This window comes from Roseicella sp. DB1501, from assembly GCF_013112485.1.
Classification (GTDB): domain Bacteria; phylum Pseudomonadota; class Alphaproteobacteria; order Acetobacterales; family Acetobacteraceae; genus Paracraurococcus.
In genome coordinates, this window is the sequence record NZ_JABFHG010000006.1 from 1 (window position 1) to 23,151 (window position 23,151).

Genomic DNA, 23,151 nt, shown 5'->3' on the forward strand with positions numbered 1-23,151 from the left:
CGGAAGCCTACATCGCAGCCGTGCTCGACCGCCTCGCAAATGGCCACCCCATCACCCGTATCGACGAGCTGCTACCCTGGAACTTCAGGCCAAGCCGTCAACCCACCAGCGTGGGCTGACGCATACGGATGCCAGTCGATGGCGTCGCGCAGTGTCAGTGTTTGCATCGTTATTGTCAGCGGTGCAGTCGCTTGGGACGTACCGCCAAGATCCTTGGATTCAGTGAGTGTTGGGAATACTGCTTCAATCGACCGCGGCGCACAGCCGCACCATGGTGCGGCGCGCTGATCGATCAGACCCTTATCGGACCGCGTGGAACTAGAGCAGATCGCGTTCGGATGCGATCATCAGAACGTGTGAAGATGCCCTGAAAGCAACAAGCTGGAACATTTGCCGTGAACCTGAATGAACGGGAAATGCTCTAGTCCGGGCGCAAGGCAGGTGGGCGCGCGAGCACCCACCCGTGGTATTGGCCGGTCAGCCAAAGGTCAGTCGAGGCGCAGGTTGCAAGCAGACATCTTGCCCTGCTGGCCGCGCTGGACGTCATAGGTGATCTTGTCACCCTCATTCAGGGTGGAGATGCCGGCACGCTGCACATCGGAGATGTGGACGAACACGTCATTACTGCCGTCTTCCGGCTGAATGAAGCCATAACCCTTGGTCGCGTTGAACCACTTGATAGTGCCGTTGGACATAGAGAATTCCGCTTACGTATGGCGTGCCACCACGCGCAATCGCATGGTGGATCAATCTTCTGTAGGGGGCGGGCAGCGGGCTCGGCGCTCGATCACGAGCTTGGAGAGCAGGCCGAACCAAACGAGGCTGACCAGAGTGATATAAACCATCGCGGAGCGATTACAAGGAGTTTCGGTTGCCCCACGCTCTGCGCCCACCTGCGCCGCGGAATGGGTGCGAGCGTTCTCGGCGCAGGGGATCGGCGCCGCCACTGGCACGGTGGTGACCTGCAGATTACGCTGCAGAATTATAACGGCACGTGCGGTACAGTGACGCGGCTCAGGCCGCGGCCAGCGCTTCCTCCGCGGCGTCCCGCGTGGCGGTGAGGGCCGCCAGCATGTGCCGCGCCTGCTTCACCGCGCCTGCATCGCTTGCATCCACGTCGGACATGGCTTCCTCGGCCGCAGCGACGCCGGCCACCAGTTGCTCGCGCAGCTCGTCCATCTGCTCCTTGAGATCGGTGCCGTCCTCGCCCTCTACACCCCGCCGCCACTCAGCGGCGATGGCGTCCACCTCGCGGGCCATGCGGTTCGGAGACACGCCGCGGCCGGCGAGCGCCAGCAGGCGTTGCAAGCCGGTGTCGACGGGACGCGCCGCCCGGGGTTTCCGTGCAGCCATGGGGAAAGCTCCTGGGATTGGCGGCCAATGCAGCAGGTTCTCATTTTGTCCTAATAATGCAGCTCCGTCCAGGGCCGGGCTGCCCTATCACTACCCGGGCAGTCTGAAATCAGGCGATGGCCCGAGCTTGTGCCTGCAGTGCGGGCATCGGTTGGGCGTGACGAGGTCGACGAACGGCCGGATCATGATGACGTGGCGCAGGGCGGGCAGGCTCGGCGGTGGTGGCGATCCCGGAACCTGATCCGGCATTAGGAACAAGAAAGAATGCTATCCAACTCGCCGCCCAAACCAGGGTTATGTCCCCAGTTCTCCATCGGCCAAGTCCCAAGGTTTAGGGAGAATCCGCCATCCGGAGAGCGGCTTCCGGCCCGCCCTGGCCTCGGCGAGGTCTTTTCGCTGGCCCTGGCGAAACCTGCCGTTCCGCGCGCCAGCGGCCCAAACGAAGAGTGGTCGTAAAAAGTAGATGGTGTGGCGAGAGTAACCGGGAGCGAACACTCTCTGAACCGGCAGCCTGCGTGCGGGTCGTTAGTCACTCCGATGGCGGTTGATCGGCCAGAGCGGTCCCTGCGCGGGGATGAAGCGGATTGCCGCCTGCAAACCGGCCGGTTTGAAGTGCAGCTCGACGCTGCTGCCGGGTCCGAGGTCCATTGCGAGGCCGCGCTCCAGCAGCCGGGTGCCAAAGCCCCGCCGATCCGGCGGCCTTGCCACCGGCGGGCCCTCCGCCTCTGCCCCATGGATCGTCATAGCTCCGTCCGCTCCCGCCTCGCACTGGATCTCGACCTGCCCCTCGGAAACGGAGAGCGCACCGTACTTGGTGGCGTTGGTGGCCAGCTCGTGAAAGGCGAGTACCAGCGCCTGCGCCTGCCGCGGCGATACCGTCACGCCGAGGCAACCGCCCGAGATGTTGAGCTGAACGGCCCGGCCGGTCCCCAGCCACGGCGCCAGCGCATTCCGCGCGGTGTCCTCGATGCCGGCCGGCTCCCAGCCGCGCGCCGCCAGCATGTCGTGCGCCCGCGCCAAGGTGCGCAGCCGCGCTCCGAAGTGCTGGGCGAAACGCCGAGGATCACCACCGACTCCCTTTAACGTCTGCGCGGCAAGCCCCTGCACAGTGGCAAGGATATTCTTTACGCGGTGGTTCAGCTCGGCCAACAGCAGGTCCCGACGCCGCTCGCTCTCCGCCAGTTCGGCGTTAGCTCGGCGGAGCTCCGCGTTCAGCGCCTCGGAACTGGCGAGATCAATGTGCGCGCCGATGAGCTCGTGCGTTCCCACCTCGGCGTTCTTTGCAGCACGGCTCTCAGCGGCGGCAAGATCAGTCCGCAGACGCGCGTTCTCCGCTTCCAGCTCTGCCTCGTGCCGGCTTGATCGCGCGGTCATGCCAGCTCAAGGCCCTGGGGATTGACGTCGGCACGGAACCTCATCCCGGCCCGCTATGAAGGCGCGGTTCCCCGGCGGCCCGCACGGACGGGATGGTACTCGGCGTCGCCGAGTCAGTGCACATGCGAGTGCGACTGGCCCTGTTCGGGATGCGCTCAATCCAAAGCGGTCCGGTCAACGCGTCTTCCCTGGTCATCAATAACAGGCGCACCATTTTCCTTGCGGAAGGCGCCCTCTTGTGGAGCGGGCAGGATGTTCAAGACCGTTTCCGATGGCCGGCACAGCCGCACGCCAAGCGGACTGACCACGATCGGGCGGTTCATCAGAACGGGGTGCTGCAGCATCAGGTCGATCAGTGCGTCGTCAGCCCACTTGGCGTCATCGAGACCGAACTCCTCGTATGATGGCACTTCCTGACGCAGCAGGTCGCGCACGGGAATGTCCATGCGCCGGAGCAAGCCAACGAGCGTCTCGCGCGAGGGCGGCGCCTTCAGGTACTCGATGGTCTCCGGCTCCTCGCCACTGTTGTGAATGAGCGCCAGGACGTCGCGTGACGTGGCGCAGTTCGGGTCATGGTATATTGTGATCGTCACGATGTTCCCCCGATCCGGACTGCATCTTTGCAAGGACCCTGGCCCCACCGAGGGCCATCTCGCGCCCGGTGTTACGTCGCGCTGTTCCCATCGGTCACGCAGGTCTGCCTCAGAGCTGTTGGTGCGTCCGGCAGGGCGGCGCGGGCCTCGCCCAGGGCTAGGCGGCGTCGGAACCGGCCAGCGTGAGGGGCCGCCGACGAGGCTACGCTTCGGTTGAGCAAGCTTGGCCCGCCGCGAAGACCATCAAGCCCATCATTGGGCAGCGCCTCCTCGGCCTCCTTGAAGGTCACCATGCGGCCGGCCTCCTCGTCCCACAGCAGGTGGTCGAGCGCCGAGAAAGTCTCACGCAGCGTGACCACCCGCGCAGTGTCGAAGGCGGGGTGCGCGTCGTGGCAGGCCTCCAGCAGGTAATTCGGAATGCGCGGCGCGAGGTGGTGCACGTGATGGAAGCCGAGGCTCGCCGTCAACCACCGCAAAACCGCCGGCAATCGCAGGTAGGAGCTGCCCGCGAGCGACGCGGCCACCCGATCCCAGGCCGCGTGGCGAGCCCAATGCACCCCGTCAAAGCGGTGCTGCACCGAGAAGAGCCAGACGCCGGCGATGCTGGCCGGCATCATCACGGCGAGGACGCCGGCAGTCACCGGCCAGATGCCGAGCAGCGCCGAGAAGCCACCGTAAGAGGCGAGCAACGAAAGGTTCGTCAGGTGCACGCTGCGGTGCTCTCGGCCCCAGCCGACCGGTGCGTCATACGGGACACGGTAGAGCACGAGGAACACCAGGGGCGGGAATACCAGAAGCATGAGCAGCGGATGACGCAGGATGCGGTAGGCACGGCGGCGCCCGCGACCCATGGCCCGGTACTCGGCAACAGTCTCGCAGGTCGAGTAGATGTCGGTGCCGCGGTCGCGGCGGTCGAGGTCGTTCCAGACCGCGTGGTGCCCGGCGTGCTGCCGCCGCCAGTGCCCGTAGGGTGTGAAGGTAAACAGCGAGCAGATCCGCCCGACCAGGTCGTTCACACGCTGCGTGCGGAACAGCGAGCCATGCCCGCAGTCGTGCTGCAGGGCGAAGACGCGCACCGTCAACCCTGCCGCCGGCAGACCTAGTACCAGCGCCCACCACCAGCCTAGGGCAAGGCCAGCCTGCATCGCCGCGAGCAGCGCCAGCAAGGGCAGGAAGGTGGTGACGAGCTGCCACGCAGCGGTGCGCGGCACCGCCGTCTGGAAGCGCTGGGTTACGGTTCTCAGCTCCCGCAAGCCGACGGAGGGGAGTGGGGCCTCTCGCGCGCTGCCCGCCAGGGCGGCGGCACTAATTGTTTGAAGCATGGGGTCGACAACTCTCGATCAGGACGGGCGGCGCGACCGTTCCGGACCGGCGCCGTGGTCCAGGGCGGTGCGGGCGTGGGCTGGTGGAGAGGGGGCGGCACCAAATGACACCGCCCCCTTCCTACCCGGCCGCGGCCAACCTCATCGGTCAGCGACGCGACGCGGGATCCAGGCGACCCGACGATGATGCCGGCGCCGTGGCATTGCCCTTGGCATCGCTCACGCGGGTGTCATTCACCTCGACCTCGGTGCGCCGGACGGTGTCATGCACCGTCTCGACCCGCTCCTTCACGTCCTTCCGCACGATCACCTCCTCGGTGACGCGAGCGTCCTTAGCGATGACCGCTTCCTCGCCGGTCTCGGTCGCCTCAATCACGCGCTCAGCAAACAGTGCGTCATCGGCCGCGGTCGGGGCCCGGTCCATCGGCCGACGCTCGATCCCGATTTGCTCCTCGCGCAGGGATACCTGTTCCTCGACCGGGGTCTCGACCACGTAGGTGCGGACGCGCACCCGGCCACCCCCGACCTCCCGCTTGCCGACACGAAGCCTCTCCTCGACGAGTTCAATTTTCTCGTCGCCGGTCTCAGATGGACGATTCGCTGCGGGTGCCGAAGCGGCCGCCGTTGGGGGTATCGGCTGCGATACGGCCGGTGCGGCCGCGACCACGGTGCCATCGGCCAGGGTTGCCGCCGCGCCGGTGGACTGCTGACCGTTCATTTCCTCCATGCGCCAGGATTGTTGGCGATCGTCGATATCGACCGCCCCGTGCTCCTCCAAGATGTCTATGGCCCGCTCGGTGCTGCCCTGCCAGGCCCGCGCGGTCAGCAGGAAGCCGCCGCGGCGGACTGCCTCGGCATAGGTGTCACGGTCCTGGTCCGACACGAACAGGGATTTCAGGGAGGCTAGGAAGCCGCCCTCCTCTGCCGCGCCCGCGTCCTGTGTCGTCACGGTGATGTCGGACCGGGCAAGCCCGGCCTCCGTCATCAGCCGCTCGGCCGCGGTGTCGGCATCGCCACGCATATCATAGAGGGCGGTCAGGGTCGTCTGGGTCATGCTGGATCTCCGGTGCCGTCCTCGGGACGGGCTTGAGCATCGGGGCTGCGTGAGGCAGCCCCGGACAGGCGTTCCACGCTCGCCACCTGGCGGCGCAGCGGGACGGTCTCCTCGACAGTCTCGATCGTGGTAATGCGGCGGATCCGGAGCTCCTCCTTGAGGACGAGGCGGCGTTCCACCACCAGGATCTCCTCCAGCACGGGCACGACGAGGACCGCGCCGTCTTCCTCCTCCCGCACAGCCGGTGCAGTAGCGACCTCGTGACCGAGGGCGATGCGCTCAACCTCCAAGCGCTCGCCGCGCAGCGTCTCCCGCACCAGCGCGTCCTTGGTGGCGGTCGAGAGATGGACGCGGACATGCCCGGTCTCGACCAAGCGTCGCGCGATGGCCAGGTGCTCCTCGACCAGCGGGACCACCACCTCGGCATCGGCCTTCGCGTCATCTGCCACGCTGGGACATCTCCGGTTCCGGCACGGAGCCCGCGGCCTGGCCGGAGGGGCCGGATGGGCTGCTGGTCCAGCATCTGCCTCCCAAGGTGGTGGCTGGCAGGTGCCGCGGGCAGGCGGCAAAGGCGGTTAGTGCCTATGCGGAAATGCAACACCCCGCCCTCGGGCCGGGCAACGTTGGGTCGCTGAGCAGTTCATCCCTGAAAGGCACACCCATGCCATCCGACACGACCAGCACGGTCCGAGCCGCCGCCATCCTGCCCGAAGGCGGGCCGGCCCTGCCATCACGCATCTCCTGGGGCGCAGTCATCGCCGGCAGCCTCATCGCCGCCGTGATCGCGGCCATGCTCAACGTCCTCGGCGCCGCCATCGGCGCCACCACGGTGGACGCCGTCGCCCAGGCCACGCCGGGCGCGGCCCGGATGGGCATCGGCGCCGCAATCTGGCTCGTCATAGCGAACACCCTCGCCCTCGCAGCGGGTGGCTACACCGCGGCGCGGCTGTCCGGGACGGCCGACGACACGGATGGGATTCTGCACGGCCTTGCAGTCTGGGCCGTGGCCTTCCTGGTCTCCGCCGTGCTGATCGGCAACCTGCTCGCGGGCCTGGCCTCCACTGCTTCGACGGCGGTCGGCAGCGTGGCCGGGGGCGCCGGTTCGGCGATCTCCGGCATGGCCAGCCAGGCGGTGCCGGGCGTCTCGCCATCGGCCCTGGTCGATCGTGCGCGGGACACACTCCGTGGCACCGGCGGCGATCCGCAGGCGATGACCACCGAGCAGCGCAGCGCGGAGATCACCTCCCTGCTCGGGCGCCGCATCGCGCGCGGCGGTTTCGCCGACGAGGAACGTGCCCGGCTGGACGCGCTGGTCGCGGCCGAGTTTGGCATCGCGGCGGAGGAAGCTTCACGCCGAGTCCAGGCGATGGAGGCCGAGGCGCAGCGCACCGCGACGGAGGCCGCGACTCGCGCACGCCAAGCTGCCGACGCCACGGCGCGGGCCGCCTCGATCGGTGCCTTCGGGACTGTCGCGGCTCTGCTGCTCGGAGCGATTGCGGCGGTGCTCGGCGCCCGCCGTGGCACCCGCGACCGGATTGCCCTGCAGGCGCCTGATCTCGTCCGGCGCCCGGTCTGACCCCTGCGCGGCCGTGGTCTCCTTCACGGGGCCATGGCCGATGCAGCCTATACGCCCCCGAACCGAAGCATAGAGAGTCACCAATGAACCCCAATAATCAGGACGGGGCACTGGTTGCGCGGTTGGCATCCCGGCTGCAGGCCCTGCACGAGGCAAATGGCGGCGACTGGTCAGGCATCACACGGGACGCACTAGCCCTGATGCGAGAGACCCACAGGATTGAACCGCATGAGCTCCGGCGCCGGCCATTCTGACACCCCCGGACACCCCGCGCGAGGACGACTGAGCCCGCCCTCTCGAACCCGGTAACGCCTCCGCCCGTTACCTCCCTGTCCTGCCGATACACGGCAGATAGGGATGCATGAGCGAGCCTTGCTGGACTGGGATGACCTTCGCTTCTTCCTGGCCATCGTCCGGACCGGCAGCCTCTCCGCTGCCGCCCGGGATCTGCGTGTTACGCAGTCAACCGTTGGCCGCCGCCTCGCCTCGCTCGAGAGCGGCCTCGGGGCCCGGCTGCTGCACCGCACGCCGGAAGGCTACGTCCCGACGCTGGCGGGCGAGGCAATACTTGGTCAGGCGGAACGTGTCGAGGTGGAAGCGCTCGCGGTGGAGCGGACGGTCGGTGGCCGCGACGCCTTACTGGATGGGGTGGTGCGGGTCACGGCGATCGAGACGCTCGCCAGCCACGTCCTGGTGCCCGCCTTCTGCGCGCTGCAACTCGGCAACCCGGAGATCGGGATCGAGCTGCTGGCCAATGTGCGACATTTGAGCCTGGCCATGCGGGAGGCGGACATCGCGGTGCGCCTCACGCGCTTCGAGCAGCATGACCTCGTCGCGCGGCGGATCGGCACCATGGCGCACGGACTCTATGCCAGCCCTGGCTACCTGGAGCGCCATGGCGCACCGGACTTCGCGGCCGGCTGCCCGGGCCACCGGCTGGTGACCGGGTTGGACGGCGCGGAGGTGCCGCAGGTCGCCCACTGGCTCGCCGAGGTCGCTCCCCGTGCCACCGCGGCCTTGCGCACCGACAGCCCGGAGGCCCAGTTGCAGGCCACCGTGTGTGGCCAGGGCATGGCGTGCCTGCCGCGACTGCGAGGGGATGCCTTGCCGGACGGGCTGCGGCGCCTGCGGCCGCCCCGGGATCGAGTTCTGGTCGAGATCTGGGTCGCCGTGCACAAGGACAACCGCAAGATCCCGCGGATCCGCTTGGTACTGGACGCAGTGGCTGCCGCTGCCCGCGACCATGCCGGCCAGTTGGACCCGCCGGAACATCAGGACGCCAGGCAGCCCCGCGCCTAGCTGCCGTGCGCTGCGGACAAGCCGACGTTCAGTTCGGTCCCGTCGTGCAGCGTGTTGGCGACTGGTGACCGCAAGGTCGCCCGTGCCACCAGCGCGGCCAGTGCCTCCCGCGGAGCATCGGCCTCAATATGGACCGTGACACGCACTGCCTCGAGCCCGAGTGGTGCCGGCTGCCCCATGTCCATCGGGGCGGCGGCGATGTCCGCCTCCAGATCGAGCGCCAGGCGCGAGAGCGCGATGCCGCGGGCCATCGCGCCGACACGGATGCCGATGGTGAGATCGGAGCCGAGCGCGGCGAGCAGAACCTCCAGCGGCTCCGGCGCCGGCTCGGCATCGGCAATACCGCTCGGCTCATCCACGATCAGGGCCGGCAGGTCGCGGATCTGCGTGAATTGGCGGAAGCGGCTGCCCGCCACGGTCCGGGATCGAAGGGTCCGCAGCGCGCTCATGCCGGCATGCCGCGAGATCTCGGGGTCAGGATGCGCACCGCCGGCCTCCTCGTGTCGGCCGATCACCCTGGTGAGACAAGGGTCGGCATGTAGCTGCCATATGGCGCGCTCAGGGGTCTATGGCAGCCGTGCAAAGCCGCCGACCGGGTGTGCGCGGATGCGCGAGGGCCGCTACAACGCGAGCGCGTCCACCTCCCAGCCGCCGCGGACGAAGTCGCTGACCTCGAAGGTGCCATCGTCGGACCAGAGCATACTCAGCACCTTCGCGCCGGCGCGCCACACGTCGAGCCCGTAGGGCAGGTCGGGCGCGGTGTGCTGCCGCTGCAAGGCGTGGCGGTATCCGGGAGAGGAGGCCTCTCCCGGCATGAGGTCATTGAACGGAGTCCAGTGCTCGATGACCCACCCATCGGTCCTGAGCGCGATCAATCGGACCGCGTCGCGTTGGACTTCCAGGGTGCCGCGCTCCTGGACCAGCGGCAGGAGATGGTCGCGGATCTCCAGTGCCGGACTGTCGCCGGACGAGACCAGCCGAAGTGCCATGCGATTCTCCACCGGGTCGTAGCGCCGATCTCAACGCAGGGAAGGCTGTGTCGCTTCTTCTGCCCCGGGAGGGTGAGTCATTTCCCTCAGGACCGGTCCAGGAGCGCCCGGGACAAGCGTTGGCGCCCTCGTCAACCGAGCACCTTCCGGCGAGAGCATGCGACGGCGGCGCCTTGCGGCGTGCCATGTCACGCAGCGCCGGACGTCCACACGCTGTTATGTGATGATGGATCTCGGCCTCTCGTCTCCATATCGACGATGCAAACAGCCAGACGGCCCAGGTTGTCGCTTCGCCGTTGCATCCTCCTCCGTGGGAGGTCTTCCGCGATCCCAAGGGCGGGCTGCTCACGAACCCGGCCATCTCGGCAATCGGAGCGGCGCAGGCCTCGACGCAGGAGCGCCATCATGCCTACCCGCACCCACACCAGCACCCTCGTGTTCCGGCGCCCCTTCTCCCTGAAGAGCGTTCGGGAGCCGCTGCCGGCCGGCACCTACACGGTCGAGACCGAGGAGGAGTTGCTGGAAGGCCTTTCCTTCCCGGCGTACCGACGTGTTTCGACCACGATCACGCGCCAGGAAAACAGGGCCGGATCTCTTGTCCAGGTGCTTACCGTCGATCCGCAGGATCTGGCCAAGGCGCAGGCGGCAGACCTCGCCTGAGGCACATTCCGGGGTGGCCGGTCAGGATGGCGGTTGACCTGAGCCAAATGCCGCCCAGCAGTCTTCCGATGCGAGAGGAACTCCAGAGCATGGCTGGTTTGGGCACGAAGCCGATCGCCATGCACCCGCGAGGCGAGGGCAAGCGCGTGCTGTTTGAGATTGTGGACAGCGGACACCACGTCGTCCGCACCATCTCCACGATGGCTCTGGAGGATCTGAGGCACCGCCGGTGCTGCTACAAGCCAGCTGACCAGCTCAACTCCTCTGCCTTGGCGCGCCGGCAGATCGAGACCATCGCACTCGGCAAGATCGGGAGGCAGGTCCAGGATGCATCCGGCTTGCTGAGCATCCGGTCCAACGATGTCGATGATCTACTGTCGACGTCTCAGCGGTCCATCGCCGGGCGGCGGGCGAAAGGGTGCGGCTGAACTGCGTTGACCGAAACATCGGCATCGGAACATCATCGACGCCGGACTAACCAGCGGCCCTCCACCGGGCAGCCGCTCGCGTTACAGATCCCATCCGCAGAAGTTGGGTGAACTGGAGACTGCACGGCCTGCGACGACACCGCGATCTGTACCCTCATGGGGCCCATTCGGCTAGGGAGGCTGGCGCTGACGCTCGATCAGGTTCTCGTCTTTGCCATCCTGGCCGGGATGGTGGCGCTGTTCATCTGGGGCAGGTTCCGCTACGACCTCGTGGCGCTGCTCGCCTTGCTCGCCGCGATGATGTGCGGGGTCGTGCCTGTCGAGAAGGCCTTCGCAGGCTTCGGCGATCAGGTTGTGGTCATCATCGCCTCCGCCCTGGTGCTCAGCGCCGCAGTCAGCAAATCCAGCCTGATCGGGCGTTCGATCCGCCATGTCGAGCCACGGCTACGAACGACCAGCGCCCGGGTGGCAGCACTGACGACGGGCGTGACGGTTCTGTCGGCCGTCATGAAGAATATCGGGGCGCTGGCCATCTTCCTGCCGATCGCCGTCCAGGTGGCGCGGCGTAGCGGCACCTCCCCCTCCATGTTGCTGATGCCCATGTCCTTCGGTTCACTGGTTGGCGGCCTCGTGACCCTGGTCGGCACCTCGCCCAATATCCTCGTCTCGCGTGTGCGGGCGGAGCTGATCGGCCAGCCCTTTGCGATGTTCGACTTCGCGCCGGTTGGACTTGGGATCGCCGGCGCCGCGCTGGCCTTCCTGGCGTTCGGTTGGCGGTTGCTACCAGGCGGGCACGGCGCCCAGGCAGCCCGCTCAGCCATCTTCGAAGTTGAGCCCTACCTGTCCGAGGCGCGCCTGCCAGAGGGTTCGCCGCTCGTTGGCAAGAGCGTCGCGGAGCTCGAGGCACGCAGCGAAGGTGAGGTGACGGTAATGGCGATCCTTCGCGAGGGCGACCACCGCTACGTCCCGGCCGGGCACTGGACACTCTACGCCGGTGATCTACTGGTGCTCCGGAGCAATCCGCATGCGTTGCAGAGGATCGTCGCGCAGACGGGCCTGCGGCTGGGCGATGCAGGCAGCGGCCCGGTGAAGACAGTCTCCGGCAGCGACATCGGTGTGGTCGAGGCCGTGGTCATGCCAGGCTCCGCCCTGGTCGGATGCTCGCCAGCGCAGTTGCGCCTGCGCGAGGTGCATGGCGTGAGTTTGCTAGCCATCGCGCGACGCGGGCAGGCGATCGCGACACGGTTGCGGCAGCTCAGTTTCCAGGCCGGCGATGTCCTGGTGCTGCAGGGAGGCAGCGGGGCGATGCCGGACGCTCTCCGGACGCTCGGCTGCCTGCCACTGGTGGACCGCGCCACGGGATTGGGCGAGCGACGACACAATGTGCTGCCGCTGCTCCTGCTTGGCATGACCATGGCCGTGGTTTCGCTGGAGCTCGCTCCGGTGGCAGGCGCATTCTTCGGCGCCGCCGTGCTGGCCGTGCTGTCCGGCATCGTCACGCTGCGGGAGGCCTACGAGGCCCTCGACCTGCCGATCCTGGTGCTGCTGGCCTGTCTGATCCCGATCAGTGATGCGGTTGCCGGCACGGGCGGTGCCGGGATGATCGCCGGGGGACTCGCCGTCGTGGCCGGCGGACTGCCGCCGATCGGGGCGGTGGCACTCGTGCTGCTGGCCGCGATGGCGTTGACGCCGTTCCTGAACAACGCAGCGACGGCGCTGATCATGGCGCCGATCGCGGCGAGCCTCGCCACGAAGCTTGGCCTCAATCCCGACCCCCTTTTGATGGCCGTGGCGATAGGCTGCGCCTGCGACTTCCTGACCCCCATCGGCCACCAATGCAACACGCTCGTCATGGGACCCGGCGGCTATCGCTTCGGCGATTACTGGAGGCTCGGCCTGCCGCTCTCCATCACCGTCATCGTGGTCGCGACCACGTTGATTCCGATCTTCTGGCCGCTGCGGTAGCGAAATTCCCGGATTGACCGATCCGCTACCAGCACCGCTTGTCTCATCAGACCCATGCCCCTGCGACCGCCAACTTCTGTGATTCTTGATGAGTTGCTCGGCAACCTGCCCTCGGAGCAAGTGACCCTCGACTGGCTCATGGGCAGGCTCGGCAATCGGTCCTTCGGCATCGTCCTTCTTCTCCTCGCGCTTCTTGGCCTGCTTCCAGGAGTATCGGCCATCGCCGGCCTGCTGCTCACCCTGCCCGCGTCACAGATGGTCCTGGCGCGCCCCGGCCCGGTGTTCCCCCGCCGCGTCGCCGCGCGACGCTTCGAGGCACGGCGGCTGACCCCCGCATGGTCCGCCGGATCGTGCCGGCACTGCGATGGCTCGAGCGATTCATCCGCCCGCGCTGGGTCACGCCCTCCGAGACGACGAAGCGCGTGGTCGGCACCGTCGCCCTGCTGCTGGGTGGTGCCCTTCTTGCCCCGGTGCCGCTGAGCAATGTTCCTCCGGCTTTGGCCATCGCGCTGATTGCCTTCGCCTATCTGGAGGAGGACGGAGTCCTGCTCTGCGCCGGGCTGGCGGCGGCCGTTGCCATGCTCGTGGTGGCCGCGGCCGCCGTATGGGAGACCCTGAGCACGACCGGCATGGTGCCAGGTCTTCTGTAGGCGCCCACCAAGAGGTGCTCTTGGAACCGATCGTGCGGCAGGACCTTCAACCGGTGTCGCCGGCGACGTGCTGCCGGAAGCAGGAGTTGCGTCGTGACCATCATCGTCTCCGTGAAGATCAACGACGGCGTCGTCATGGCGGCCGACAGCGCCGGCACCATGGGCAGCGGGCAGATCTACGCCCATGCGAACAAGATCACGAACCTCTACCAGGGCCTGCCCATCGGGACGATGTCCACCGGCGCGGGCGGTATCGGTAGCGAATCCGTCGAGACCCTGCTGAAGGACCTGCGACAACGTTTCGACGGGCGTGACCCGATACATCCCGAGTGGCGGCTGGACCCGGCGGGCTACACCATGGAGCAGGTGGCCGCCCGGCTCCGCACCTTCCTGTTCGAGGAGAAGGCCGCGCCATGCTCGGAGCCGACCAACCTCCAGCTCCGGCTCTGCGGCTACTCCGCCGGCCGGCCGCTCGCCGAGGTCTGGGAGGTGAACATGACCGGGCAGGACTGCCCACCGCCGCGCCGGATCATGGAGGAGACCAGCTTCGGGGTGATGTGGGACGGGCAGTACGAGGCACTCAACCGGCTGATTCTCGGCCTCGGCTTCGACATCGGCGACGTCCTGGTGAAGCACGGCATGCCGCCACAGGAGGCCAGCCGGCTGCAGCAGGAGTTGGTCCGCGACCTCTATGCGACGCTGTCGGTTCCCGCCATGCCGATCCAGGACGCGATCGACCTCGCGCGCTTCCTGGTCGAGACCACGATCGGCTTCGTCCGCTTCGCCGTCTTCCTGCCGAAGAGCGTCGGCGGCGCGGTCGAGATCGCCGCTATCACCAAGCACGAGGGCTTCCGTTGGGTGCAGCGGAAGAGCTTTTACCCGGCCGGGGTCCCCCAGGACGACTGACGCAGGCGGCAGGGGGCGGGAGCGGGTGCGCTGCTTTCCACAGGCGCCTGTGCGCCACATGTGTGGGACGCGGCCGGCTGCGGCGGTCCCGATGCGGAGGCCCGATGCTCGATCTCGCCCTCGTCCTGGTCCTGGTGTTGCTGAATGGCGTCTTCGCGCTCTCGGAACTCGCCGTCGTCTCCGCCCGGCGGAGCCGCCTGCGCGCCATGGCCGAGGCGGGCCACTCCGGCGCGGCCGCAGCGCTGGCGCTTGCCGAGGATCCTGGGCGCTTCCTTTCGACGGTCCAGATTGGCATCACGCTGATTGGCATCCTCGCCGGCGCCTTCTCCGGTGCGGCCCTCGGCGGCCGGCTCGCCACTTGGCTGACGGGCCTCGGCGTGCCAACTGGGGTGGCGGAGCCGCTCGGCTTCGGCCTCGTCGTCGCGCTCGTCACCTATCTCTCGATCGTGGTGGGCGAGCTGGCGCCCAAGCGCCTGGCGCTCCGCCATGCCGAGGCGCTGGCCAGCGCCGTCGCCCCGACCATGACGATCATTTCGCGCATCGCAGCGCCCGCCAGCTGGTTGCTCGACGCTTCGACCGACCTGGTGTTCCGTCTGCTCGGCCGCGCGGAGGCGCCGGAGGAGAGGGTCACGGAGGACGATGTGCGCGCGCTTGTCGCCGAGGCCGAGCGGACCGGTTCGATAGAGACCGTCGAGCGGCGGATGATCGCGGGAGTCCTCAGGCTCGGCAACCGACCGGTACGCGGCGTGATGACACCGCGCGGCGAGGTGGACTGGCTGGACGCAACCGCCGGCGAGGCGGCGGCGCGCACTGTGTTGATGCGGACCGCGCATTCCCGCCTGCCAGTCGGCGAGGGCTCGACCGAGGCTATGCTGGGCGTCGTGCAGTCACGCGAACTGCTCGCGGCACTGCTGGCTGGGAATCCATTCGATTTGCGGGTGGCGGCCCGGCGGGCACCCGTGGTGCCGGACACGACGGACGCGCTCGATGTGCTCGCCACCCTACGGGCGGCCGAGGTGCCGATGGCGCTCTTGCACGACGAGCATGGCCATTTCGAGGGTATCGTGACGCCGACTGATCTGACCGAAGCGATCATCGGGGCTCTCCGCTCGGACGCCGAGCCGGACGAGGAACTGGCCGCGGTGCGCCGCGAGGACGGCTCCTGGATTCTGGCCGGATGGATGCCGGCGGACGAGATGGCCGAGACGCTCGGGATCGCCCTGTCGGAGGAGCGTGGCTACCACACCGCCGCCGGCTTCGTGCTAGCCGCCACAGGCCACCTGCCGCCGATCGGCGAGGCGGTGGAAGCGCAGGGCTGGCGGTTCGAGGTGATGGACCTCGATGGCCAGCGGATCGACAAGCTACTGGCGACGCCGGTGCGCGCCGCGGTCGCCCCTGCCACGAGGCGACCTGGCAGCGGCCCACCGGCCGGGTGACGCGCAGCCGCGCGGAGCCGGCCTTTTGCCGGCAGCTAAGCGGTGCCTTTCAGGTTCGTGTTGTGCTTCGAGCGGAAAGGCAGGCCGGCCCCGGCGTTGCCATGCAAGGACCCATAGCCGGGCGAGGCGGCCCACAGTTGGTGCCGAGGCAAGGCCGCCAATGGCGGGAGCGAGGCACCGTGCTTCAGGCAGCGAACATCACCGAGGCGGAACCAGGACCTGTGGATAGCGGGAGGGCGCCATCCTGAGTCAGGGCGCCCTCGACACTGCCGCCTTTCGGGCCGCGGTGGACATGACGCGCACGCCGATGGTGCTGGCGGATCCCAGCTTCACGGACTGTCCCATCGTCTACTGCAACGACGCCTTCTGCGCGATGACGGGCTATGAGCGGGCGGAGGTCCTGGGACGCAATTGCCGCTTCCTGCAGGGACCCGATACCGACCGAGTAGCGGTGCGGCGGATCGCCGAGGCTCTGGCCGGACATCGGCACGTCGAGGAGGAGATTTACAACTACCGCAAGGATGGGCGGGGAGTCTGGCTCGCCGTCCACATCAGCCCGGTTTTCGACGCGCAGGGCGCCCTGCGCTACTTCTTCGGCAGCCAACTCGACGTCACCCGGCGGCGGGGAGCCGAACGTCTCCAGGCTAGGCATATTGAGAGCATCGGTGCGCTGTGCACGGGCGTCGCGCACGAGTTCAACAATCTGATGACCACCGTCGTTGGCAGCGTCGCGCAAGCGCTGAAGCAGGCAGTTGACCCACGTCAGCGCCAACGTCTGGAACGGGCCGCCTGGGCCGCGCAGCGGGCGGGTGAACAGGCATCCCGGTTGCTCGACCTGGCCCAACGGCAGACCGCAGCGGGCGAGCCGGTTGACCTGAACTTCGCAGTTCAGGCGCTGCAGGGCACGATTGCGCGAGTGATTGGTCCTGAGGCGCGGATCGTGCTCGAGCTCGCGGCTCACCCGCTTGTCGCCAATCTCGACCACGGGCAGCTGGAGCGCGTCCTGCTCAGCCTCGTTCGCAATGCCGCCGAGGCGATGCCGGAGGGCGGAGCGGTGACGATTGCAACCTCGGCCACCGGTACTCCCGGCGTCGCGGCTACGGCCCAGATCGCGGTGTCGGATACGGGCTGTGGCATGCCACCGGAGGTCGTCGGGCGGGCGACCGAGGCCTTCTTCACGACCAAGGACGCCTGCACATCCGCTGGAATGGGTCTGTTCCTGGCCCTGGGCTTCGTAGAACAGGCGGGTGGCAGGCTCGCGATCGACACCCAGCCTGCGTGCGGCACCACGGTGAGGCTCTTTATTCCGTGCGACCTGAATGCGGCGTGAGTCGGGTTGGCACGCCGCTTCGCACCCCGACCAGCAAATTCACCGCTTCGGCGGGGGCTTCTCTCACCCCTGATGCCTTCCGGGCCGCGCGTCCTGCCCCGCCAAGGCCCTTTGGCCGCGTCGTGCTCAGGCGGTGCCGGAGCTCCTGGGCGCCCCCGGCGCCGTGCTACCCGGCCATCTCCTGGTCGGAGGCCGCATCGGCCGCCGCGGCTTCCTGCACCGTCTCCCTGCGTCGGCCGATCGCATGACCTTCATATCAAGCAGGCGTAACGATCGAGAAGGGCGTCGTTCGTGGCGGACCGCGTCCCCGTTCAGTGACGCACCAGCGCTGACGATCGACCCTGAGGTGCCCACGTCCGAGGAGCTGGATCGGCTCGGTTGCTCTGAGCTGCAGTGGTGGGCCGGCGTAGTCTGGGCCACAAGGTTCGTCACTGATGAGGTGCCGAGGCCTCCGAGCACGCGCTGCTGATCCGGCGCGGACGTGTCAATCAATGAGTTGAAGCTCCCCCCTCGATTCGGCTGGCCGCGGCTAAAGGGCGCCTCTAGACACAGGAGTGGAGGAACATCGGAAAGGGAGGTCGACCATGCCCCAAGACCCACGCGCCCTGACGCTGCGGATCCTGCAGGACATCTGGAACGCCAAGGACCCGAGCCTGATTGAGGAGGCGTACGCCGACGATTGCGTCATCCACACGCCGGATGGCGAGGTGCGCGGCGTCGAGGGAGCCAGGCGACTCTACGAGGCCTACACCTCGTCGTTCCCCGATGTTAGATTCGAGATCCGACAGATCGTCGCTGAGGGCGACACTGCGTCGGCGCAGCTGGTGTTCACCGGGACGCACGAGGGGCCGCTGGGTGCCGTGCCGGCCTCGGGGAACCGCGTGAGAGTTGCCAATAACTGCTTCTTTCGTTTTGTTAGTGGTAGATTGGTCGAACAGGAAGGAGTTTGGGATAGCTTGAGCCTGATGCGCCAGATCGGCGCCGACCTAGCCTGACGTGACGGTGGCGCCCCGACCCGCCGTCGACCCGTGAGCAGAGTGCGGACCTCGCGGCCGGGCGCCTCGGACTCAACGCCAAGGGCGCCGAGTTGGTGAAGCGCCCTCGGCGCTGACAGGCTCCCGTAACCTGTCCCGGCCTTGAGCCACGCCGTTAATTTTTGCCGGCAGCGGCAAGAACCAAGCGATCGCTTGCAAATTCAGGCGTCGAGCATGTGGTCGCTGCCGATGGAGACCCTCCTTCAGAGGGCCGATTTGGGCAAAGGGAATTCTCGTCAGCTTCACGTCAGCGCGGCACAGAGCGGAAGGTCGATCACGCGCCGTGATGGACGCCGGTGCGCTGCACCGACCGGCTTCTCCGGCGGGGCTATGGACGGTAGCACCCGGCGGGTCGGGTGCCGCATCATAAGCCAGAAATGGCCATCTCCGACACCGCGCTCCGCATCCTCACCGAGGCCCGCCAGCATCCCCTTCGGCTGGCGACGCCACCCATGCACCTTCCCGCCACTGCCTGCAACGCTGTGCTCTACAATCTCGTCGAGAGTGGCTACGTCGAGGAAGACCTCGCACCCTTCGAGAACATCAACCTCGGTGAGCGCCAGCAGCACGGCGCCTGCGCCGCGCTGCGAGTGTGCGGGTCAGGGGAACCGCCGCTTCGTCACCGCCAAGGACAATGCGGCAGTTGCGAGATCGAATGTCGCTCCTGGCGAAATGTTCCGCGCCATAATCCGGATGTTGTTGGTGGTCGAGGCCATCGCATCAAGCTCGATGAAGCGGGTCGATCAAGCTAGCGCGGCATCGGCCAAGTCGCCGACCCGGTAGTTGGACACCGTCAAGTTGAGTAGGCTGGTGACGCCTGGTCCCAGCGATGTCAGAGCCCAGGACACCTCAGCCAGAAGTTCCCGCGTGCCGATCGGCAGCGCTGGGGGTACCGCAGAGCAGCACCGGTGCCTCCCTCGGCAGGGCGTAAAGCCCGAGGGCCTCGAGCTTGATCATTCTATCAAACCGCAGATGCAAGCGCGATTTGTTCCCCCGCCGGGTTGCGCCAGACCGAGGCGGTCCGAAGCGAGATCTAAACAGTGATTGTCTTGCGTCGGGCCAACGGAAGAACGTAGTCCGCTAGCATCGAACCCGGCCCATGCGCCACGCTTTGCCCGACACCGCTCCGACGGCATCTGATTGCACCATGGCCCGGCAACAAGCATCCACTTCGAAAATGGCGAGTTGAATCTCCCGAATACGCGGGCGTAGTCTCGTAGAAAGGGGAGGACAATCCGATGCAATTAAGCGCATTACGCGCCGGACTTCTGGCGCTTTTGGTTGTGGCCCTCGGTCCTACCCCGCTCCGCGCGCAGCAGGTGAATGTCATCACCACCAGCTTCGGACCTGCCGCTGCTTCGGATCTCATCTCGCGGCTGCTTGCCACCGAATTCAGCCAGCAGTTCAACGAGAACTGGGTGGTGAAGAACATCGTCGGGGCTGCCGGCACGATTGCGGCCAATGAGGTGGTTCGCGCCAAGCCAGATGGCAGCAATCTGCTGCTCTCGCCGATAGGGCCGATCACCGTGCAGCCTTACTTCATGCGCAATGCCGGCTATCGTACCGAGGATTTGCTGCCGATCTGCATGACCACGCGCTCTCCGCTGGTGCTGATGGCGCACAAATCGTCCGGCCTGACGACAATGGCCGAGGTGATCTCACGCGCCCGCGGAAGCAGTGACCCAATGAACTTCGGCAGTACCGGACCCGGCACTCTACCGCACCTGTCGATGGTGACCTTCAGCCGCATGGCGGGCGTGCCATTGGTGCACATCGCCTACAAGGGGCCGTCAGAGGTGCAACTAGCGCTCGAGCAGGGCGGCGTACAACTCTACGCAGACCTACCTAACCTGGTGCTGAATGACCCGGCCTTTCGGGCCATCGCGGTCATGGCGCCGGCACGTCTCGAGCGTTACCCGGACCTGCCAACCTTCCGCGAAGCCGGCTACGAGATTGATTTCTCGATCTGGCTCGGCCTTTTTGCGCCGCGCGGCACGCCGCCGGCGATTGTCGCGCGCTACGAGGGCGCTTGCGAGCGGGCAACGCGGCAGGCCGCGGTGATCCTGGGGCATGAGCGCCTGCAGATGCCCATCACCTATCGCAACGCGAAGACATTCGCTGCCATCGTGCAAGCAGATGCCGAGCGAAACCGCAGCATCGTCGAGGAAGGCAACCTGCGCCAGGCGGAGTGATTCCGCCGGTGCCCTGGGCCGCGCATTCGGGCAAGCCAAGGACGATCTGCGCGACGATAATCGAAATTAATGGAAGGCGAGTAACGGTGCAGCTAACGGCGGAAGAACAGAGAATGTTGGCAGGTGCCGAGGGCGAGGCGGTGCAACGCGCGGTGGCCTACCAGATCGAGGTCGGGCGGTTCTTCGGCGCCGAGCGACTAGTGCCCGTCACCAACGCCCACATGATGGGCGATATTGAGGTGTTAGGTGACACCGGTCTTGCCTTCCTTCAGGAGATGCAAGCGCTCGGCGCCCGAGCTCGCATTCCCATCACCACCAACGCCCGCTGCATCGATTTTGCCTGGGCAAACAAGCTGGGCCAGGATCCCGGCGAATGCGCCAAGGAAAAGCAGGTTATCGGCGCCCTACAGGGAATGAACGTCCTGACTACGGACACCTGCATCAACTATCAGACGCTCTATCAGCCGCATCTCGGCGAACGAGTGGCCTGGGGCGACACCGGCACCTGCATCTACGCCAATGGCGTGTTCGGTGCACGCACCAACTTCGAGAGCGGGCCAGCGGCCCTGGCCTCGGCGATCACCGGCCGTACCCCGGCCTACGGCTTCCATCTGGACGAACACCGTCGCGGCAGTTTCGTCGTCGATCTCTCCGGCGCCACGTTGGCGGACCTGGCGGACTGGGGTGCCGTTGGCAAACTCGTCGGCGAGAGCCACCAAAGCTATTACGCGGTGCCTGTCTTCACCGGGTTTCGCCGGACGCCGTTGGCGGACGAGCTGAAGCAGTTGGGCTGCGCGCTCGCCTCCTACGGTTCGATGGGCATGTTCCACATGGTCGGCGTGACGCCCGAAGCACGCACCTTAGAGGACGCTCTCTGCGGCTCAGTGGCCACCGCGGTGGAGCGCGTGGCGGTGGACGATGCCGCTATCGACACGGTGTATCGTGGCTACTCGCTCGGCGCGGGTGATGCAAGGTTGGTGGTGTTCTCGGGCCCGCAACTCTCGCTCTTTGAGATGAAGCAACTTTCCCTGCTGTTTGCAGGACGAACCGTGGCGCGGGGCACATCGTGCTTCGTCACGGCCAGCAATGGCGTCATCAGCGCCTCCCGCAAGCTTGGCTATCTCGCACCGCTCGAAGCGGCGGGCGTGATCGTGCTTGAGGGCGTGTGCTTCTACATCCTGCAGAATCTGTCAGTCATGCGGGAGAAGAATGGCTGGCAGAACATGGTCAGCAACAGCGCCAAGATCGTGAACATTATCGGCGCACACCGGTTCAATACCATCCTGCGACGCAGCGCGGACTGCGTCGAGATCGCCTGCACAGGGAGGCTGACATGAGCGACACCGTGCTCGCGAGCGTCTCCTTGGCGCGCGCCTTCGGGCCGATGGTCGAGGGCGAGGCCGTACTGTCCGAGGAAGGCTTCTCCCCGCGCTACGATCTCGACCGCTGGACCGGCTACATCACCAAGCCGGGCCACAAGCTGGAAGGCACCAACATCAAGGACAAGATCTGCTTCTTCCCCACTGCGAAGGGCGGCATTGCCGCCGGCTGGGCCTTCAACGACATCAAGGGCAAGGGCATCGCGCCGAAAGCTTTCCTGTTCGGCGTCACCAACCCCGTGATGGTGCAAGGTGCTGTGCTGGCGAACATTGTGATTTCCGAAGGTTGGTCGCAGGACCCGCGCCAGGTGTTCCGCACGGGCGACTGGGTGCGAGTCGACCCCGCGCGCCGTGTGGTGGAACTGCTGCGCCGCACCGGGTGATGCATCGACGTCCACTGCTCGCCGGGCTGCTGGTCCCCAGCTTGGCGCGGGCCGACGGCTGGCAGCCCGATCGCCCGTTGCGCCTTGTGGTCCCCTTCCCGCCGGGCGGGCCGACCGACCTAGTCGCCCGCCCGCTGGCGCAGCGGCTCGGTGAAGCCCTGGGGCGGCCCGTGGTGGTGGACAACCGCGGCGGTGCAGGCGGCAACCTGGGTGCCGAGGCGGTGGCGCGGGCAACCCCCGACGGCATCACGCTGCTGCTGTCGAATGTCGGCGTGCTGGCGGTGAATACGACGCTGTACCGCAGCTTGCCCTTCGATCCCGTGGGCGACTTCGTGCCCATTGCGCTGATCGCCGGTGCCCCGGTTGCGCTGGTGGTGCGCGCCGACTTGCCCACGCCGACACTGCGCGACTTCGTCGCCTGGACCCGATCGACGCCGCAGCCCGTCCCCTATGGTTCTGCTGGCGCCGGGTCGCCGGGGCACCTGGTCGGTGAGGTGTTCCGCAGCGTCGCTGGCGCAGCGCTGGTCCACGTACCGTATCGCGGTAGCGCGCCAGCGCTGCAGGACCTGCTTGCCGGCAACATCCCGGCGGTATTCGATCCCGTACAGTCACCGCTGGCACAGGTGCAGGCGGGGCGGCTGCGGGCCCTCGCGGTGGCCGCCGCCGCCCGAAGCTCGGCACTGCCGGAGGTTCCCACCATGGCGGAGGTCGGCGTGGCGGGTATCGAAATGACGGCCTGGTGGGCGGTAGTAGCGCCTGCCGCAACGCCAGCTCCAGTGATCACCCGGCTGGCCGACGAGTTCGCCCGCATCGACGCCAGCCCCGGATGGCGCTACGACCTCGGACGACAGGGTATTACCCCAATGTACCGCGGCCCATCCGAGATGCCAGCTTTCCTGAGTGAGGAGAGGCGCCGTTGGGGTGCCGCCGTCCGCGCTTCCGGCGCAGTGCTGGAGTGATCGAGTGGAGCTGCCCCGGTGTGCCACCGCGATCCTCTTTTGATATCACGCCCTATGCGGGCAGGCCGTGTTAACGGCCGATGGAGATGCCCTTCCTCCTACAGCCGAGTGGCGAGTCCGCTTTCGGGATGGGGTGCCGAGTCGTTTATCAAATCAAGAGCTTGGCGAAGAGTAGAGCAGATAGGGCATGGTCAACGAGTTGGGGCGAATTAAAGGTGGTCACGCCTCACCCTGTGGCCAATGCGGCGCTCAAAGAATGTAATTAGATG

At 67.1% G+C, this 23,151-nt stretch carries 25 protein-coding genes and 1 pseudogene; 17 read left to right on the forward strand and 9 right to left on the reverse strand.

The features are described from left to right. Positions 1 to 11: 11 nt before the first annotated feature. Entirely contained in the window at positions 12 to 119 is a 108-nt protein-coding gene (locus HJG45_RS12775; protein ID WP_408902020.1) for a transposase domain-containing protein, read from the forward strand. 369 nt (positions 120 to 488) lie between these two features. Here HJG45_RS12775 and HJG45_RS12780 read toward each other — a convergent pair whose 3' ends face one another. The 7 genes from HJG45_RS12780 to HJG45_RS12810 all read right to left on the reverse strand — a co-directional run bounded on the left by HJG45_RS12780 (position 489) and on the right by HJG45_RS12810 (position 6,145). After that, positions 489 to 695 (reverse strand): cold-shock protein, encoded by a 207-nt coding sequence (locus HJG45_RS12780; protein ID WP_171612521.1) that lies wholly within the window; start codon positions 693 to 695, stop codon positions 489 to 491. Positions 696 to 1,014: 319 nt separating this feature from the next. Beyond that, a complete protein-coding gene (locus HJG45_RS12785) occupies positions 1,015 to 1,353 on the reverse strand; it encodes a hypothetical protein (protein ID WP_171612522.1) in 339 nt (112 codons plus the stop codon). A gap of 525 nt (positions 1,354 to 1,878) precedes the next feature. Then, a complete protein-coding gene (locus HJG45_RS12790) occupies positions 1,879 to 2,727 on the reverse strand; it encodes a sensor histidine kinase (RefSeq protein WP_171612523.1) in 849 nt (282 codons plus the stop codon). 155 nt (positions 2,728 to 2,882) lie between these two features. Continuing rightward, the gene (gene arsC, locus HJG45_RS12795; RefSeq protein ID WP_171612851.1) at positions 2,883 to 3,323 is read right to left on the reverse strand and encodes an arsenate reductase (glutaredoxin); all 441 of its coding nucleotides are present in this window, start codon (positions 3,321 to 3,323) and stop codon (positions 2,883 to 2,885) included. A gap of 68 nt (positions 3,324 to 3,391) precedes the next feature. Next, a complete protein-coding gene (locus tag HJG45_RS12800; protein ID WP_171612524.1) occupies positions 3,392 to 4,531 on the reverse strand; it encodes a fatty acid desaturase in 1,140 nt (379 codons plus the stop codon). A 259-nt stretch (positions 4,532 to 4,790) separates the two neighbouring features. Beyond that, a complete protein-coding gene (locus HJG45_RS12805; RefSeq protein WP_171612525.1) occupies positions 4,791 to 5,696 on the reverse strand; it encodes a YsnF/AvaK domain-containing protein in 906 nt (301 codons plus the stop codon). Further along, complete coding sequence (locus HJG45_RS12810; RefSeq protein WP_217362915.1) at positions 5,693 to 6,145, reverse strand: YsnF/AvaK domain-containing protein; 453 nt, start codon at positions 6,143 to 6,145, stop codon at positions 5,693 to 5,695. Before HJG45_RS12810 ends, HJG45_RS12805 begins: the two co-directional genes overlap by 4 nt. A 143-nt stretch (positions 6,146 to 6,288) precedes the next feature. On the opposite strand from HJG45_RS12810, the gene HJG45_RS12815 reads away from it, so the two are divergent. Beyond that, on the forward strand, positions 6,289 to 7,272 hold the full coding sequence (locus HJG45_RS12815) for a hypothetical protein (protein ID WP_254452491.1): 984 nt from the start codon (positions 6,289 to 6,291) through the stop codon (positions 7,270 to 7,272). Positions 7,273 to 7,644: 372 nt separating this feature from the next. Next, complete coding sequence (locus HJG45_RS12820) at positions 7,645 to 8,571, forward strand: LysR family transcriptional regulator (protein ID WP_171612526.1); 927 nt, start codon at positions 7,645 to 7,647, stop codon at positions 8,569 to 8,571. On the opposite strand, the gene HJG45_RS12825 is transcribed toward HJG45_RS12820, so the two are convergent. Both HJG45_RS12825 and HJG45_RS12830 read right to left on the reverse strand, forming a co-directional pair. Then, the gene (locus HJG45_RS12825) at positions 8,568 to 9,020 is read right to left on the reverse strand and encodes an OsmC family protein (protein WP_171612527.1); all 453 of its coding nucleotides are present in this window, start codon (positions 9,018 to 9,020) and stop codon (positions 8,568 to 8,570) included. The genes HJG45_RS12820 and HJG45_RS12825 overlap by 4 nt on opposite strands. A gap of 171 nt (positions 9,021 to 9,191) precedes the next feature. Continuing rightward, positions 9,192 to 9,560 (reverse strand): hypothetical protein, encoded by a 369-nt coding sequence (locus tag HJG45_RS12830; RefSeq protein ID WP_171612528.1) that lies wholly within the window; start codon positions 9,558 to 9,560, stop codon positions 9,192 to 9,194. A 405-nt stretch (positions 9,561 to 9,965) separates the two neighbouring features. Between HJG45_RS12830 and HJG45_RS12835 the strand changes: the two genes are divergently transcribed. From HJG45_RS12835 to HJG45_RS12895, 14 genes and pseudogenes are all read left to right on the forward strand, one after another. Further along, positions 9,966 to 10,220 (forward strand): hypothetical protein, encoded by a 255-nt coding sequence (locus tag HJG45_RS12835; protein ID WP_171612529.1) that lies wholly within the window; start codon positions 9,966 to 9,968, stop codon positions 10,218 to 10,220. Between the two features lie 68 nt (positions 10,221 to 10,288). Next, on the forward strand, positions 10,289 to 10,648 hold the full coding sequence (locus tag HJG45_RS12840; protein WP_171612530.1) for a hypothetical protein: 360 nt from the start codon (positions 10,289 to 10,291) through the stop codon (positions 10,646 to 10,648). A 156-nt stretch (positions 10,649 to 10,804) separates the two neighbouring features. After that, positions 10,805 to 12,613, forward strand: a complete 1,809-nt coding sequence (locus tag HJG45_RS12845; protein ID WP_171612531.1) for an SLC13 family permease — start codon at positions 10,805 to 10,807, stop codon at positions 12,611 to 12,613. Positions 12,614 to 12,667: 54 nt separating this feature from the next. After that, positions 12,668 to 12,883, forward strand: a pseudogene (locus HJG45_RS28760) (exopolysaccharide biosynthesis protein); the annotation flags it as partial. 65 nt (positions 12,884 to 12,948) lie between these two features. Continuing rightward, complete coding sequence (locus tag HJG45_RS28765) at positions 12,949 to 13,263, forward strand: exopolysaccharide biosynthesis protein (RefSeq protein WP_254452492.1); 315 nt, start codon at positions 12,949 to 12,951, stop codon at positions 13,261 to 13,263. A gap of 93 nt (positions 13,264 to 13,356) precedes the next feature. After that, the gene (locus HJG45_RS12855; RefSeq protein ID WP_171612532.1) at positions 13,357 to 14,169 is read left to right on the forward strand and encodes a hypothetical protein; all 813 of its coding nucleotides are present in this window, start codon (positions 13,357 to 13,359) and stop codon (positions 14,167 to 14,169) included. Positions 14,170 to 14,273: 104 nt separating this feature from the next. Continuing rightward, positions 14,274 to 15,605, forward strand: a complete 1,332-nt coding sequence (locus tag HJG45_RS12860) for a hemolysin family protein (RefSeq protein ID WP_171612533.1) — start codon at positions 14,274 to 14,276, stop codon at positions 15,603 to 15,605. A 244-nt stretch (positions 15,606 to 15,849) separates the two neighbouring features. Beyond that, a complete protein-coding gene (locus HJG45_RS12865; protein WP_302479758.1) occupies positions 15,850 to 16,935 on the forward strand; it encodes a PAS domain-containing protein in 1,086 nt (361 codons plus the stop codon). Positions 16,936 to 17,519: 584 nt separating this feature from the next. After that, entirely contained in the window at positions 17,520 to 17,930 is a 411-nt protein-coding gene (locus tag HJG45_RS12870; protein WP_171612535.1) for an ester cyclase, read from the forward strand. A gap of 416 nt (positions 17,931 to 18,346) precedes the next feature. Further along, the gene (locus HJG45_RS12875; RefSeq protein ID WP_171612536.1) at positions 18,347 to 18,721 is read left to right on the forward strand and encodes a hypothetical protein; all 375 of its coding nucleotides are present in this window, start codon (positions 18,347 to 18,349) and stop codon (positions 18,719 to 18,721) included. A 486-nt stretch (positions 18,722 to 19,207) separates the two neighbouring features. Further along, positions 19,208 to 20,161, forward strand: a complete 954-nt coding sequence (locus tag HJG45_RS12880; protein WP_171612537.1) for a tripartite tricarboxylate transporter substrate binding protein — start codon at positions 19,208 to 19,210, stop codon at positions 20,159 to 20,161. A gap of 86 nt (positions 20,162 to 20,247) precedes the next feature. After that, complete coding sequence (locus HJG45_RS12885; protein WP_368040590.1) at positions 20,248 to 21,498, forward strand: aconitase X; 1,251 nt, start codon at positions 20,248 to 20,250, stop codon at positions 21,496 to 21,498. Continuing rightward, positions 21,495 to 21,923, forward strand: a complete 429-nt coding sequence (locus HJG45_RS12890) for an aconitase X swivel domain-containing protein (RefSeq protein ID WP_171612539.1) — start codon at positions 21,495 to 21,497, stop codon at positions 21,921 to 21,923. Before HJG45_RS12885 ends, HJG45_RS12890 begins: the two co-directional genes overlap by 4 nt. Beyond that, positions 21,923 to 22,882 (forward strand): tripartite tricarboxylate transporter substrate binding protein, encoded by a 960-nt coding sequence (locus HJG45_RS12895; RefSeq protein WP_171612540.1) that lies wholly within the window; start codon positions 21,923 to 21,925, stop codon positions 22,880 to 22,882. Before HJG45_RS12890 ends, HJG45_RS12895 begins: the two co-directional genes overlap by 1 nt. The last annotated feature ends 269 nt before the right edge of the window (positions 22,883 to 23,151 follow it).